Genomic DNA, 14168 nt, shown 5'->3' on the forward strand with positions numbered 1-14168 from the left:
GGCTGCGGCACTGTGACGTGATCGGCTGCAGCAGGACGACGGTGTAACCCGTCAGAACCCGCCGCGCGCCCAGTCGCAGCTACCCGAATGCTGCGTCCGATACTGGAACCACCCGGAGTTCGTCCGCAGACGATGAAAAGGACACCGCAAGTTGGCGACATTTCTCATCGATTTGCCGGCCAAGGAAATGGAGCGCCGTCTCGGCGACGCTCTGAGCGTCTACGTCGACGCGATGCGCTACCCCAGGGGCACGGAGAACCAACGGGCCGGGATGTGGCTGGAGCACACCCGGCGGCGGGGCTGGAAGGCGGTCGCTGCCGTCGAGGTTGCTGCCCCGGAGGTTGCTGCCGACGGCGCGCGCAGCAATCCCGGCGGGCCGTCGGAGGCTGAGCTGCACGCCGCGCCACTGGTCGGCATCGCCTACGGCTATCCCGGTGCCCCTGGTCAATGGTGGCAACAACAGGTGGTCCTGGGGCTGCAGCGCAGCGGCTTTCCGCCGCACGCCATCGACCGGCTGATGACCAGCTATTTCGAGCTGACCGAGCTGCACATCCATCCGCGTGCCCAGGGCCGTGGCCTCGGCGAGGCGCTGACCCGGCGCCTGCTCGCCGGCCGCGACGAGAACAACGTCCTGCTCTCCACTCCGGAGAACAACGGCGAGGCCAACCGCGCCTGGCGCCTGTACCGACGGCTGGGTTTCACCGACATCATCCGCAGTTACTACTTCGCCGGTGATCCGCGACCCTTCGCGATTCTGGGCCGGCCACTTCCCCTATAACCGGCCCTATAACCGGACGGCTCGCTCATACCTCGCACCGGGTCTGGCACGATGACCTGGTGCAAGCCAGCTCTCCCCCGCTTCCAGCCCGCGGATTTACCGCCCGGCGGCGCCGCGTGCTGGCCATTCTGATGCTGCTGATGCTGGTGCCATTGGCCACCGGGTGCCTGCGTGTCCGGGCGTCGTTGACGATCTCGCCCGACGATCAGGTGTCCGGCGAGATCATCGCCGCGGCCAAACCCAAGAACAACAAGGACACCGGGCCGCAGCTCGATACGAACCTGCCGTTCAGCCAGAAGGTCGCCGTCTCCAACTACGACAGCGACGGCTACGTGGGCTCGCAGGCCGTCTTCTCCGACCTGACGTTCGCCGAATTGCCGCAGTTGGCCCACATGAACCCCGACGCCGCCGGGGTGAATCTGTCGCTGCGCCGCAACGGCAACCTGGTGATCCTGGAGGGCCGGGCCGACCTCACCTCGCTGACCGACCCGGACGCCGACGTCGAGCTGACCGTCGCCTTCCCGGGCACGGTCACCTCCACCAACGGCGACCGGATCGAGCCCGAAGTGGTGCAGTGGAAGCTCAAACCGGGCGTCGTCAGCACCATGACCGCGCAAGCCCGCTACACCGATCCCAACACGCGGTCGTTCACCGGCGCGGGGATCTGGCTGGGCATCGCCTCGTTCGCGGCCGCCGGAGTGGTGGCGTTGCTGGCCTGGATCAGCCGGGACCGCTCACCCCGGTTCACGGCCTCGGGGGACCAGACAAGTTCCGGTTAAGGCGTGCTCAGGCGCTGTCGGGCGCCCAGTAGGCGAGCATCTCGGCGAACGTCTCGAAGGCCGGACCGGACACACCGTAGGTGGCCTCGAAGTGGATGCTCAGCGGAAAGCCGAGATCGGCCACGCCGTCGACCACCCGCTTATACAGGTCCACCAGCATCCGGCGCTTGTGCGCGGGTTCGCCGGCGGCCAACTCTTTGACGAACTCCTGTTCGCCGGCCACCGCCGCATTGCCCGGATCCTGAATCAGCCAGTTGATCAAGCCGACGCGGGTCTCCATTTTGGGCACGAAGCCGAACGACAGCAGGATCTCCGGCCGGTGATCGTTCTCATTGGCGAACCGGGCCAGGAAATCCACGATCGCGTCCGAGTACAGCAACTGGGTCATGCCGTAGGTGGCGCCCTGGTTGCACTTGAAGGTGAACCGGCCCTGTTCGCCCTCCCGGGTAGGGATCACAATCACCCCCCTGTTGGTCACCGCGTCCCGGTAGATCGACAGCGCGTCGGTCGGTGCGACGCCGGAGCCCTCACCGTCGTTCATGGTGCGCGGCACTCCGACGAACACCACTCCCTCCATGCCGGCGTCGGTCAGCTCGGCTAGGCGCTCGCCGAGGGATGCCTCGTCCATGAACGCGGTGACCTGGGTGCACAAGCCGTGCATCCCGGGAAGCTGCGGCCTAATGATCGACCAGAAGTCCAAGACGTCCATCTTGGGCTTCATCGGCACCGGACGGTCGTCGTCCTCGGCGATCATGCCCGGGATCATGACGTGCCGGATGCGGCCGTCGAGCCCCGACTCAGCTGAGTACCGCACCACTTTCTGCGCGTCCTCTGCCGCCTTCTCCCGACCCCCGTCCACGTTCGGCGGCACCAGCTCCAGCGCGATGGTGTTGAGCGTCACGGCTCCTTCTCCCTATGGTTCCCACTGCGGCCACCCCCCGATGCCCGCTGCCGGGCCACCACGACAGCATAGGGGCGGCGGTGGCGCGACCGAACCAGCCGGGGCTGTCGGCGGGCCACCGGCAACCAGGCGGCATACACTGTCGGGCCAGAAGCACGCCGAGCAGAAAGGGGCACCTCCGGTGAGCCTGGAAGCATCGGCGACCGTCGAAATGGCCGGCGCCATCACCGAACAACTGCGACGGTATGTGCATCACCGCCGCAGCGAAGCCGCTTATCTCGGCGACGACTACAACACCTTGACCGGCTGGCTGGAAGACTTCGTGCTCGGCGGCGGCAAACGGATGCGTCCCGTCTTCGCGTACTGGGGTTGGGACGCGGTGAGCGCCGAGGCACCCGATCCGGATGCACTGCTGCTGTTCGGTGCGCTGGAGCTGCTGCACGCCTTCGCGCTGATTCACGACGATGTGATCGACGCGTCAGCGACGCGCCGCGGTAGGCCGACCGCTCACGTGCATTTCGCGGCCCTGCATCGCGAACGCAGCTGGCATGGCGCATCCGAGCAGTTCGGTTTGTCGGCGGCAATACTGCTCGGTGACATCGCGCACGCCTGGGCAACCGACGTCATCTCCGGCGCTGGGCTGTGCCCACCGGCCCGGCAACGCGTCGAACGGGTCTGGTCCGACATCCGGACCGAGGTGCTGGGCGGCCAGTTTCTCGACATCGTCGCCGAGGCCGCACCACCGGCCTCGACGGCCGAGTCGGTCGCGTCGGCGATGGCCGTCGCCACCTACAAAACCGCCTCGTACACGGTCTCGCGACCCTTGCAACTGGGCGCGGCAGCTGCTGCCGACCGACCCGACGTCATGGCGACCTTCCACCAATTCGGGACCGACCTCGGGGTGGCGTTCCAGCTTCGCGACGACGTGCTGGGCGTGTTCGGCGACCCGGCGGTGACGGGCAAACCCTCCGGTGACGACCTGCGCTCAGGCAAGCGCACCGTCCTGCTGGCCGAGGCCATCCAACTAGCCGACGAGTCAGACCCGGCGGCGGCCGACCTGTTGCGCACCTCGGTCGGGACCGAGCTGACCGATGCGCAGGTGCGTGAATTGCGCACGGTGATCAAGGATCTGGGCGCCCTGGCCGCCGCGGAGAACCGTATCAGCGAACTCACCCAGCGCGCGCTGGCGACGCTGTCCGCCGCACCGATCAGCGTGACGGCCAAAGCAGGACTCTCCGAACTGGCCCGCCTGGCCACCGACCGAACCGCCTGACCCAATGACAATCACCAAAGAGCGCTACAGTCAACGCCTTTCCCGGTTGCGGGTGTTCGCCACCGCCGCCGAGGGTGGTCCCGCGCGGCTGGGGTTCGCGGGTGCGGTGCTCATCACGGTCGGCGGCCTGGGTGCCGGCAGCACCCGTCAGCACGACCCGGTGCTGGAGTCCATTCACCTGTCCTGGATGCGCTTCGGGCACGGCCTGGTGCTGTCGTCGATACTGCTGTGGCTCGGCGTCGGGTTGATGCTGATCGCCTGGCTGCGGCTGGGCCGGCAGTGTCTGGCCGGTGCCGCCACCGAATTCACCATGCGGGCCACCACGGCGTTCTGGCTGGCGCCCCTGCTGTTGTCGGTGCCGGTGTTCAGCCGCGACACCTACTCGTATCTCGCGCAGGGCGCGTTGTTGCGCGACGGCCTGGACCCCTACGCGGTCGGGCCGGTCGGTAACCCCAACACGCTGCTGGACGACGTCTCCCCCATCTGGACCATCACCACCGCGCCCTACGGTCCGGCATTCATCCTGGTGGCCAAGCTGGTCACGATGATCGTCGGCAACAACGTCGTCGCCGGCACGATGCTGTTGCGCCTGAGCATGCTGCCCGGTTTGGCGCTGTTGATCTGGGCCGCACCCCGGCTGGCGAATCATCTGGGCACCGACGGCGCGAAGGCGTTGTGGATCTGTGTGCTGAACCCGTTGGTGCTGATCCACCTGATGGGCGGCGTGCACAACGAGATGCTGATGGTGGGCCTGATGGCCGCCGGCATCGCGCTGACCCTGCAACGTCACCACGTCGCGGGGATCACCCTGCTCACCATTGCGATCGCGGTCAAAGCCACCGCGGGGCTCGCGTTGCCTTTCCTGTGTTGGGTGTGGATGCGTCATCTGCGGGAGGATCGCGGCTGGCGACCCGTCCGGGCGTTCGGAGCGGCCGTGCTCGCCTCGCTGGTCATCTGTGTCGTCGGCTTCGCCGTGTTGTCGCTGGTGGCGGGGGTCGGGCTGGGTTGGCTCACGGCGCTGGCCGGTTCGGTGAAGATCATCAACTGGTTGACCGTCCCGACCGCGGCGGCCAACCTGATTCACGCCTTCACCAGCGGTTTGTTCGCGGTGCAGTTCTACACCGTGTTGCGGATCGCCCGCCTGATCGGGATCCTGGTCATCCTGGTGTCACTGCCGGTGCTGTGGTGGCGCTTCCGCCGCGACGACCGGGATGCGCTGCTCGGGATCTTCTGGGTGATGGTCATCGTGGTGCTGTTCGTCCCCGCCGCGCTGCCGTGGTACTACTCCTGGCCACTGGCGGTGCTTGCCCCGCTGGCCCAGTCCCGACGGGCAATGGCGGCGATCGCGGGGTTCTCGACGTGGATCATGGTGATCTTCAAGCCCGACGGGTCGCATGGCATGTATTCGTGGCTGCATGTCGGGCTGGCGACCGCTTTCGCGATGCTCGCCTGGTACTGGCTGTACCGCGAGCCGGCACCGAGCGACGATCCGGTCGCCGTCAGTACGCCATAGCCTGGGCGCGCCGCACCACCTCGCGGGCCTGGTGGGCATGCAGCGCGTCGACGGGGCGGGCATTGTTCAACGCATCACGCGAGCCGTCACGGGTGACGGTCAGCGACGGATCGGGAGTGAACAGCCAGCGCACGATCTCGGTCTCGTGATAGCCGCCGTCGTGCAGGATCGTCAACAGGCCCGGCAGGCTCTTGACCACCTCACCGGTACTGGTGAAGAACACCTGCGGCACCACCACACCACCGGCGCGGCGTACCGCGACCAGGTGGCCTTCCCGCAGCTGCTGCTGGACTTTGCTCACCGGGATGCCGAGCAGCTCGGCAACCCGGGACAAGTCGTAGGTTGGCTCGTCGGGATCCAGAACATCGTCGCCGGCCGGGATGCTGCCCACGACGTCAGTCTAGAACTTGCCGGACGGGCAAGTCTGCGCGTTCCGCGATCAAATTGCGCCGTCCACCTACGATGGCCTCCGTGGTTGGAGGGGACCCGTTGGACGGCACCTTGCTGGATGGCCGGTATCTGGTGCAGGCCAAGATCGGCAGTGGCGGCACCTCGACCGTCTACCGGGGCGTGGACACGCGCCTTGATCGCCCGGTCGCGCTGAAGGTGATGGATTCCCGCTACGCCGGGGATCAACAGTTCCTGCACCGCTTCCAGCTCGAGGCGCGCACCGTCGCCCGGCTGAAGAATCCGGGACTGGTCGCGGTCTACGACCAGGGCCAGGACGGCCGACACCCGTTTCTGGTGATGGAACTCGTGGAGGGCGGCACACTGCGCGAACTGCTGACCGAGCGAGGCCCGATGCCGCCTTACGCCGTGGCGGCGGTGCTGCGCCCGGTGCTGGGCGGGCTGGCGGTAGCGCATCGGGCCGGGCTGGTACACCGCGATGTGAAGCCGGAGAACGTGCTGATCTCTGACGACGGCGAGGTCAAAATCGCGGACTTCGGGTTGGTCCGCGCCGTCGCCGCGGCAGGAATCACGTCCAGCAGCGTAATCCTAGGCACCGCCGCGTATCTGTCGCCCGAGCAGGTCCGCGACGGCAACGCCGGTCCACGCAGCGACGTCTACTCGGCCGGGATCCTCACCTACGAGCTGCTGACCGGGCACACACCGTTCACTGGCGATACCGCATTATCGGTCGCCTACCAGCGGCTGGATAACGATGTGCCGCCACCCAGCGCTGTAATCGACGGCGTGCCAGAACAATTCGACGATTTCGTGGCGTGCGCCACCGCGCGGGACCCGGCGCAGCGATATGCCGATGCGATCGAGATGGCCGCTGATCTGGACTCGATCGTCGAGGAGTTGGGCTTGCCCGAGTTCCGGGTGCCGGCGCCGCGCAACTCGGCTCAGCACCGGGCGCTGGAGCACAGCCGGAGGACCGGCCGCCCTGCGCCGTCCCCTGCTCCCCACCCGACCCGACAGTTCACCCGCGAACCCGGAGAGTCACCACCTGCGGCTCCGGCACCGCCCGACATCTTCGCAGAGACGGCCGACCAATACGTCGGGGACGATGACGAATTCGCTGGGGAATCAGGCGAATTCGGCGGAATATCCCTCGACGAGTTCGTCTGGGCGCGCCAACACGGCCGTCGCATGGTGCTCGTCTGGGTGGCCGTGGTGCTGACGCTGACCGGTTTGGTCGCGAGCGCGGCGTGGACGATTGGCGTCCACCTGAGCACGCTGCTCTGACCGCGTCTAGTCGCGCAGCATCTCCGCGACCAGGAAGGCCAGCTCCAGCGACTGTTGGGTGTTCAGCCGCGGATCGCACGCCGTCTCGTACCGCCCCGCCAGGTCGGTGTCCGAGATGTCTTGTGCCCCACCAAGGCATTCGGTGACGTTCTCGCCGGTGATCTCGACGTGGATGCCGCCCGGGTGGGTGCCCAGCGCGCGGTGCACTTCGAAGAACCCCTGCACCTCGTCGACGATTCGGTCGAAGTGCCGGGTCTTGTAACCCGTCGAGGACTCGTGGGTGTTGCCGTGCATGGGGTCGCACTGCCAGATCACCTGGTGGCCCGCCGCCTGAACCTTCTCGATGATCGGTGGCAGCACATCGCGCACCTTGTTGTTGCCCAACCTGCTCACCAGGGTCAGCCGGCCGGGCTTGTTGTGCGGGTCGAGCCGCTCGACGTATTCCACGGCCAGCTCGGGGGTCATAGTAGGACCGATCTTGACGCCGATCGGGTTGGCGATCACCTCGGCGAACGCCAGGTGGGCGCCGTCGAGCTGGCGGGTCCGCTCGCCGATCCAGACCGTGTGCGCCGACAGATCGTACAGTTGCGGCTCGCCGTCCTCCACGTCCGACAGCCGCAGCATGGAGCGCTCATAGTCGAGCACGAGGGCTTCGTGGCTGGCGTAAATCTCGGCGGTCTGCAGGTTGCGGTCGGCCACCCCGCAGGCGCTCATGAACCGCAGGGCGCGGTCGATCTCCGAAGCCAGCGCCTCGTACCGCGCCCCGGCGGGTGACGTGCGCACGAACTCACGGTTCCAGTCGTGTGCCAGGTGCAGGGCGGAGAAGCCCGACGACGTCAGCGCGCGCACTAGGTTCATCGCGGCACTGGCGTTGGCGTAGGCGCGCACCAGCCGCGACGGGTCATGGGCCCGGACCGCGGCGTCGGGAGCGAAGCCGTTGATCATGTCACCGCGGTAGGACTTCAGACCCAGCGCGTCGATGTCAGCCGACCGTGGCTTGGCGTACTGGCCTGCGATCCGGGCTACCTTGACCACCGGCATGCTGGCGCCGTAGGTGAGTACCACGGCCATCTGCAGCAGCGTGCGGATGTTGCCGCGGATGTGCGGTTCGGTGTTGTCGGTGAATGTCTCCGCGCAGTCGCCACCCTGCAGCAGGAATGCCTCGCCCCGGGCCACCTGCGCGAGTTGCTCCTGCAGCCGGACGATCTCTGAAGGCACCGTTACCGGTGGCACACTTTCGAGCACCTTGCGCATGGCCGCCGCTTCATCGGCGTCCCAGCTGGGCTGCTGGGCGGCCGGCTTGGCCAGGGCGGCGTCGAGCTGCGCCCGCAGGTCGGCAGGCAGCGGCGGCAACGGCGGCAGCTGGTCAATCGGAATATCGACGGTCCAGTTCATCGGTCCATGGTAACTGTGGCCGTTCCCGGCTGATCAGGGCGAACGCCGCTAGCCCGCCCCGTCGGCGGAAGTGATTATCTGGAAGCGGCGCAACTGATCCCGGGCATCGACCAGTGCATCGTGCGCATCCGCAGACCGGGGTGGCAACCGTGGGGATCCGCGGTCCTCCCACAATTGGCGCAGCTCCCGGGTGAATCGCGGGATTGCGCGAGGCAGATTGGGCATCGTTCCCCACAGCTGACAGAGAACGACGTGGTCGTAGGCCCCCAGCCAGGCCCACAGCTCGATGGGCTCCGAGCCGCGGATGCCCAGGAATTGCTCCAGATCAGCGCGGATCCGCCGGCGCGAGCGCCACAGCTGAGACGAGGGCGACGGTAGTTTCGGCAGCACGTGCGTCCGCACCCAATTGCCGGCTCGCCCGGGGTCGAATTCGGAGGACACGGCGTAGTACTCCCGGCCGTCTTCGGCCACCACCCCGATCGAGATCAGCTCGATGGTGCGGCCGTCCTCAATGAATTCGGTGTCGTAGAAGTACCGCACCGCCGCAGCTTAGTTGCGCAGGTTGCCTGCCTAGCCACCGATCCGGATGGGCCCGGTGTCCGGTGGCGGCGCGGGGTGCACCTCGAGATCCAGCTGCGCATCGACGGTGCGCACGTCGGGCAGTCGCGGAGTTCCAGCAATCGCGCCCTGTAGCCAGAGCTTGGCCTGCACCACCGGGCGCCGCAACCTGCGTTCGCGCGCCAGGGCTCGCCGCATCTTCGCCGGCCGGGCGGTGTAACGCCATCGCGCCCACGGGGCATGCGGACGGGACAGCCGTACCGCTCCGATGATCAGCAGCACGACGATGAACATGCCGAGCAATCCGGTCCACACCTTGCCCTTGAGCAGTACGATCACGGCCAACGGCAGCGTCACCACCAGGGCCGAGATCAGCGTGCTCTGCAGGTTCACCCAGTCACCGTCGTAGCGGATGGGCAATACGAACATCAACGGGTGCAGACCCAGCATCAACAGTCCGGCCACCGCGATCGCGGCGAACACCGCGTCCACCGAACTGCGGCCGTCTTCCTCCCAGTAGACATCGGACAGGTGCAGGATCAGCGCGTACTCGTCCAGCACCAGCGCGGCGCCCACTCCGAAAAGTATGGCCGCCAATGTGAGTTGCGGTTCCTGGCCGTTGACGGCCAGGGTCACCAGGGTGAGCCCGGACAGCATCACCAGCACCACCCCGAAGGCCACATGGTGGATGTGGACCGTGCCGATGTGAATATTGCGCGGCTGCCACCACAGCGCCGGCCGGTCTCTGTCGGACCGATGGCGGATGAAGCGCACACACGAGCGGGTGACGAAGAACGTCAGGATGAAAGCGACCAGACAACACAGCAGCGGAAGCCGACCCCGGTCGATGATGTCGTGCTGCAACCAGTGGTGCACTCAAAAAAGCTACGCCCGACCGGCACGCCGCACCCGCAAGCCGCGCTGTGCGGGCAAGACGAGCCGAAATTACGATTAGGCTGTCTCCTGAAAATGAGAAGACATGAGTAAATTGCGGTCGCCCGGGGTGGGCAGTCGACTTGGGCGGGTTTCGCTATGGTGCCTGCTCTGGCTGCTTGCCGCCCTGGCACTTACCCACACGTGCTGGCAACTGTTCGGCCACATTCCCTACCGCATCGATATCGACGTGTATCAGATGGGCGGGCAGGCATGGCTGGACGGGCGCCCGCTCTACACCGGCAACGTGATGTTCCACACACCCATCGTGGATCTTCCGTTCACCTATCCGCCGCTGGCCGCCATCGCGTTCAGTCCATTCGCCTGGATGGGGATGCCGGTGGCCAGCGTCGTGATCACCGCGCTGACGCTGGTGGTGCTCCTGGTGTCCACGACGATCGTGCTGACCTGCCTCGAGGTGTGGGCCGAGTCAACCCTGCTGCCCGGCCCGGCGTGGCTGCGGCGGCTGTGGTTGACCGTCGTCGTCGTCGCGCTGGCCTCGATCTGGCTGGAACCGATCACGTCGAACTTCGCCTTCGGCCAGATCAACGCCGTGCTGATGACGTTGGTGATCGCCGACTGCTTCCCCCGGCGCACACCATGGCCGCGCGGCCTGCTGCTGGGTCTGGGGATCGCGCTGAAGCTCACCCCAGCAGTGTTCCTGCTGTACTTCCTGCTGCGCCGCGACAACCGGGCCGCCCTGACGTCGGTGGCGACCTTCGCGGGCGCAACGGTGCTGGGCTTCCTGTTGGCCTGGCGGGACTCCTGCGAATACTGGACCAGCACTCTGCAACACACCGACCGCATCGGTGAAGCGGCGCTGAACACCGACCAGAACATTGCGGGATCGCTGGCCCGGCTGGGACTGGATCAGCACGAGCGTTTTCCGTTGTGGGTTCTCGCCTGCCTGGTGGTACTGGCCATAACCATCTGGGCGATGCGCCGGGTACTCAGAGCCGGCGAGCCGACACTGGCAGTGATCTGCGTCGCGCTGTTCGGCTTGGTGGTTTCTCCGGTGTCCTGGTCGCACCACTGGGTGTGGATGTTGCCGGCGGTGCTCGTGACCGGGGTGCTGGCCTGGCGCCGCCGCAACGCCGCTCTGGGGGTGGTCACCGTGGTGGGGCTGGCCTTGATGCACTGGTCGCCGATAGACCTGCTGCCCAAGCACCATGAGACGACGGCGAACTGGTGGCGCCAGCTACTGGGCATGTCCTACGTCTGGTGGGCACTTGCCGTCATCGTTGTCGCCGGCTTCACGGTCACCGCTGCGATCCCCTCGACGCGGTCGGCACCTCGCGAACGCACGCCCGTCGCGGCCGCCTAACGCGACCGGCGCTACCGGCCTTCAACCGGCCTTCAACCGGCAGCGGTCTCCGGGATCCTGGCGGCAACCGACGATTCCGGTTCGGAACCCTTCGTGTCGCCGTTCTCGGCGCTGCCGTCCTTGACGCTGGCGGCGTAGATGTCGACATACTCCTGACCGGACAGGCCCATCAGCTCGTACATCACCTCGTCGATGACGGCGCGTTCGATGAAATGATTCCCGGCCAGTCCGTCGAACCGGGAGAAGTCCATCGGCTTGCCGAAGCGGACTGTGACCCGGCCGAAGCGCAGCCGCGTCGTGCCGGGCGGGTTCACCACATCGGTGCCGATCATCGCGACCGGGATCACGGGAACGCCCGTCTGCAGGGCCAGGCGCGCCAGGCCGGTCTTGCCCTTGTAGAGCCGCCCGTCCGGTGAGCGGGTGCCTTCTGGATACATGCCCAGCAATTTGCCCTGACCCAACACCTGCTCGGCGGTCTGCAACGCGGCCTGAGCGGCTTCGGAGTCGGTGCGGTCAATCGGTACCTGTCCGACAGCGGTGTAGAACCAGCGATTGAACCAGCCCTTGATCCCGGTACCGGTGAAGTACTCGGATTTGGCGAGGAACGTGATCCTGCGCCGCACTACCAGGGGCAAGAAGAAACTATCCATCACCGCCAGGTGATTGCTGGCCAAGATCGCCGGGCCGGAACTCGGAACGTGATGCAGCCCTTCCACTTTGGGACGGCCGATCAGGGACAGCAACGGACCTAGGAGGACGTACTTAAACAGGTAGTACCACATTGGCCCTCCCTCTCGCCCACACCCGTTGGTGTCTGCGCCAACTGTACCCACCCGCGCTGGCTGCGACCACCTCGCGAGACCCGGCCCGGTGCCGGCTTACTCCTGCAGCGTAACGGGGATGGCCTGGTAACCGATCCTGGTGGTGGGCTTGCCGTTTGTGGCCGGGGCGGGCGGTTCGCCGGCGCCGTCGGATTCACCGGCCTCATCCGCCGGCGGCACCGCCGAGCGATCGATGTCGTCGACGATGGACTGAATCACTTGCAGTAACGCGACGCTGTGGTCCGCGATGACCGTCACCAACGGGTGTTGCTCACCGCTGACCGCCGCGGCCAGCGCGCACACCGGACACCACACCTGCTGGCACTTGCCGGGCGCGCCACCCGCCGCCATCCCGGCCGCCGCCCGCACGGCCGGGTCGATGCCGTCCAAAATCGCCTGGGCCAGCCTGCGCAGCTCGGGGCCGACATCGGTATGAGCCCTGTTCACTTCGGCCATACCTCCGGATCGGGTTGAAAACGGACAGTCAATTCACTGCCCCGCAGATGAGCGTCGAGCACCGTACACCGGCGCAGCACAGAGGCTAGCCGAACCCGCCGCCGCACACCGCCCGCACTGATGATCAGGTCGTCGTCGGAGCGGCCCAGGGCCAGCGATTTGGCGTCGAGTTGCGGCAGTGACAACCGCATTCGGTACACGGACTCCAGCCCCGTCCCTGACTCCAGGTCCACGACGGGGTGCAGCGGCCCCGGCGGGGCCGCACCGCGGCGCCGCCGGGCACTGTCGAGCAGACCGCCTAATGCTTTGGGCCCGATCGGCTCTCCCGCCTGGTGCGGCACCAGCACCAGCGCGACATCGCCGATGGTGGCGTCGAGTTCTTCGAGCACCGCGCGTTGCTCGGCGATCCGTTCGGCGTACCAGTAGAACGCGGGGTGGTCGGGCAGGCTGCTGTACTCGTAGGTTTCGTCGCGCACCAGCACCTGGTTGACGAGTAACTCCTCGACCCGCACACCCATCAGCGCCAACGATCCCAGCGTGCGGGCGGCCTCGGCTGCGACCACCCGCTCGGGTGTGAGCACCAGGTGTGCGCTGACCAACTCGCCATCGGTCAGTAGCGAGCTGAGCCGATCAACGCCGGCGCTGGTCCGTTCCAGCAGTTGCACAACCGCGGCCGAGCGCGAGTCGTCGGCACCGATGCTGAGCCGGCGGTGGCGCGGCCACGCGCGTTCGGCATACAGCCCGAACGTGCCCGGCAGGGTCAACATCCGCAGCGCGTCGGCCGTCGACGCGCAGTCGACGATGACGTGATCCCACCGACCCGACGTCGCAAGCTCGCCGACGGCGTGCAATCCGAGCACTTCCTGGATCCCGGGTAGCGCCGAAAGTTCTTCAGGCGCAATGCGACTCAGTTCGGATTCGGGAAATCGGGCGTCCAGGGCACCGACGACATCGCGCCAGCGGTCCTCCAGCAGTGCCAGGGTGTCCAAAGCCAGCGCGTCGAGGAATCCGCCGCCGACCTCCGAGTCGTCGGCGTGCACGCGCACGGGTTCGCCGTTGCCGACCGGGGGAACCGAAATGCCTAGGACGTCACCCAGCGAGTGTGCCTGGTCGGTCGAGACCACGAGCACGCGCTGACCACCGCCGGCATCGCAAACCGCGGTCGCGCACGCCAGGGTGGATTTCCCTACCCCGCCCTTGCCGACAAAGAGGCTGATCCGGGCCGCGGTAGGCGGAACGGAATCACTCAGCCCTCGACTCGTTTCTTCAGATCCTTCAACGCGCCGTCGATCAGCCTGCGTTCGGCTTTGCGCTTGAGCATCCCGATCATCGGAACGGCCAGGTCGACCGCTAGTTCATAGGTGACGTCGGTGCCAGAACCCTTGGGCGCCAGGATGTAGGAGCCCTCGAGCGACTTGAGCAGCGAACTGGATTCCAGCGTCCAGCTCAGCGACTGACGGTCGGCCGGCCACTCGTAATTCATGATCAGGGTGTCTTTGAAGATCCCTGCGTCCATCAACATCCGCGCCTTCTTGGGATACCCGTCGTCGGTGGCCTCGAGGACTTCGACTTTCTTATATTCATTGATCCAATCCGGGTAGGACTCGATGTCGGCGATCGCCTTCATCACCTCAGCTGGATCCGCGTCGATGTAGATCGTCTGGTTCGTCTTGTCCGCCACTTGGCTGCTTCCCTTTCCCGGTCAAACCCCGGCCACCTGCGGGAGTGCCCCAGATCTCCCGGCA

15 protein-coding genes are annotated in these 14168 nt (G+C 66.7%); 6 read left to right on the forward strand and 9 right to left on the reverse strand.

Translation table 11 applies throughout. The features are described from left to right. Nucleotides 1-151 precede the first annotated feature (151 nt). Together JX552_RS18160 and lppM are read left to right on the forward strand one after the other, a co-directional pair. Nucleotides 152-778, forward strand: a complete 627-nt coding sequence (locus JX552_RS18160; protein ID WP_205873366.1) for a GNAT family N-acetyltransferase — start codon at nt 152-154, stop codon at nt 776-778. A gap of 131 nt (nt 779-909) precedes the next feature. Further along, complete coding sequence (gene lppM / locus JX552_RS18165) at nt 910-1557, forward strand: lipoprotein LppM (protein WP_205878528.1); 648 nt, start codon at nt 910-912, stop codon at nt 1555-1557. Nucleotides 1558-1564: 7 nt separating this feature from the next. Here the strand turns inward: lppM and JX552_RS18170 are convergent, their stop codons facing one another. Beyond that, nucleotides 1565-2458 carry a mycobacterial-type methylenetetrahydrofolate reductase gene (locus tag JX552_RS18170; RefSeq protein ID WP_205873367.1) on the reverse strand — a complete coding sequence of 298 codons (894 nt, stop codon included), beginning with the start codon at nt 2456-2458 and terminating at the stop codon, nt 1565-1567. Nucleotides 2459-2669: 211 nt separating this feature from the next. On the opposite strand from JX552_RS18170, the gene idsA2 reads away from it, so the two are divergent. Together idsA2 and JX552_RS18180 are read left to right on the forward strand one after the other, a co-directional pair. After that, entirely contained in the window at nt 2670-3731 is a 1062-nt protein-coding gene (gene idsA2, locus JX552_RS18175; RefSeq protein WP_205878529.1) for a bifunctional (2E,6E)-farnesyl/geranyl diphosphate synthase, read from the forward strand. Nucleotides 3732-3735: 4 nt separating this feature from the next. Further along, nucleotides 3736-5244 (forward strand): alpha-(1->6)-mannopyranosyltransferase A, encoded by a 1509-nt coding sequence (locus JX552_RS18180; RefSeq protein WP_205873368.1) that lies wholly within the window; start codon nt 3736-3738, stop codon nt 5242-5244. Here JX552_RS18180 and JX552_RS18185 read toward each other — a convergent pair. Beyond that, the gene (locus JX552_RS18185; RefSeq protein WP_205873369.1) at nt 5231-5635 is read right to left on the reverse strand and encodes an Rv2175c family DNA-binding protein; all 405 of its coding nucleotides are present in this window, start codon (nt 5633-5635) and stop codon (nt 5231-5233) included. The genes JX552_RS18180 and JX552_RS18185 overlap by 14 nt on opposite strands. 71 nt (nt 5636-5706) lie before the next feature. Between JX552_RS18185 and JX552_RS18190 the strand changes: the two genes are divergently transcribed. Beyond that, the gene (locus JX552_RS18190) at nt 5707-6936 is read left to right on the forward strand and encodes a protein kinase domain-containing protein (RefSeq protein WP_205873370.1); all 1230 of its coding nucleotides are present in this window, start codon (nt 5707-5709) and stop codon (nt 6934-6936) included. Between the two features lie 6 nt (nt 6937-6942). On the opposite strand, the gene JX552_RS18195 is transcribed toward JX552_RS18190, so the two are convergent. Genes JX552_RS18195 through JX552_RS18205 form a run of 3 tightly spaced genes read right to left on the reverse strand, consistent with a single transcriptional unit; the run spans nt 6943 to nt 9765 of the window. Further along, nucleotides 6943-8331 carry a class II 3-deoxy-7-phosphoheptulonate synthase gene (locus tag JX552_RS18195; RefSeq protein WP_205873371.1) on the reverse strand — a complete coding sequence of 463 codons (1389 nt, stop codon included), beginning with the start codon at nt 8329-8331 and terminating at the stop codon, nt 6943-6945. Nucleotides 8332-8379: 48 nt separating this feature from the next. Beyond that, nucleotides 8380-8871 (reverse strand): polyadenylate-specific 3'-exoribonuclease AS, encoded by a 492-nt coding sequence (locus JX552_RS18200; protein ID WP_205873372.1) that lies wholly within the window; start codon nt 8869-8871, stop codon nt 8380-8382. 30 nt (nt 8872-8901) lie between these two features. Further along, nucleotides 8902-9765: a hypothetical protein gene (locus tag JX552_RS18205; RefSeq protein ID WP_205873373.1), complete on the reverse strand. Its 864-nt coding sequence runs from the start codon at nt 9763-9765 to the stop codon at nt 8902-8904. A 103-nt stretch (nt 9766-9868) separates the two neighbouring features. On the opposite strand from JX552_RS18205, the gene JX552_RS18210 reads away from it, so the two are divergent. Next, complete coding sequence (locus JX552_RS18210; RefSeq protein WP_205873374.1) at nt 9869-11146, forward strand: glycosyltransferase 87 family protein; 1278 nt, start codon at nt 9869-9871, stop codon at nt 11144-11146. Nucleotides 11147-11178: 32 nt separating this feature from the next. Here JX552_RS18210 and JX552_RS18215 read toward each other — a convergent pair whose 3' ends face one another. The 4 genes from JX552_RS18215 to JX552_RS18230 all read right to left on the reverse strand — a co-directional run bounded on the left by JX552_RS18215 (nt 11179) and on the right by JX552_RS18230 (nt 14104). Then, complete coding sequence (locus tag JX552_RS18215; protein WP_205873375.1) at nt 11179-11928, reverse strand: lysophospholipid acyltransferase family protein; 750 nt, start codon at nt 11926-11928, stop codon at nt 11179-11181. Between the two features lie 96 nt (nt 11929-12024). Continuing rightward, nucleotides 12025-12414 carry a hypothetical protein gene (locus tag JX552_RS18220; protein ID WP_205873376.1) on the reverse strand — a complete coding sequence of 130 codons (390 nt, stop codon included), beginning with the start codon at nt 12412-12414 and terminating at the stop codon, nt 12025-12027. Continuing rightward, a complete protein-coding gene (locus tag JX552_RS18225) occupies nt 12411-13673 on the reverse strand; it encodes an ArsA family ATPase (RefSeq protein WP_205878530.1) in 1263 nt (420 codons plus the stop codon). The genes JX552_RS18220 and JX552_RS18225 overlap by 4 nt, the downstream gene beginning before the upstream one ends. Next, nucleotides 13670-14104 carry an SRPBCC family protein gene (locus tag JX552_RS18230; RefSeq protein ID WP_205873377.1) on the reverse strand — a complete coding sequence of 145 codons (435 nt, stop codon included), beginning with the start codon at nt 14102-14104 and terminating at the stop codon, nt 13670-13672. The genes JX552_RS18225 and JX552_RS18230 overlap by 4 nt, the downstream gene beginning before the upstream one ends. Nucleotides 14105-14168: the final 64 nt, after the last annotated feature.

Origin of the sequence: Mycobacterium gordonae, assembly GCF_017086405.1 — a bacterium.
Lineage (GTDB): Bacteria > Actinomycetota > Actinomycetes > Mycobacteriales > Mycobacteriaceae > Mycobacterium > Mycobacterium gordonae_D.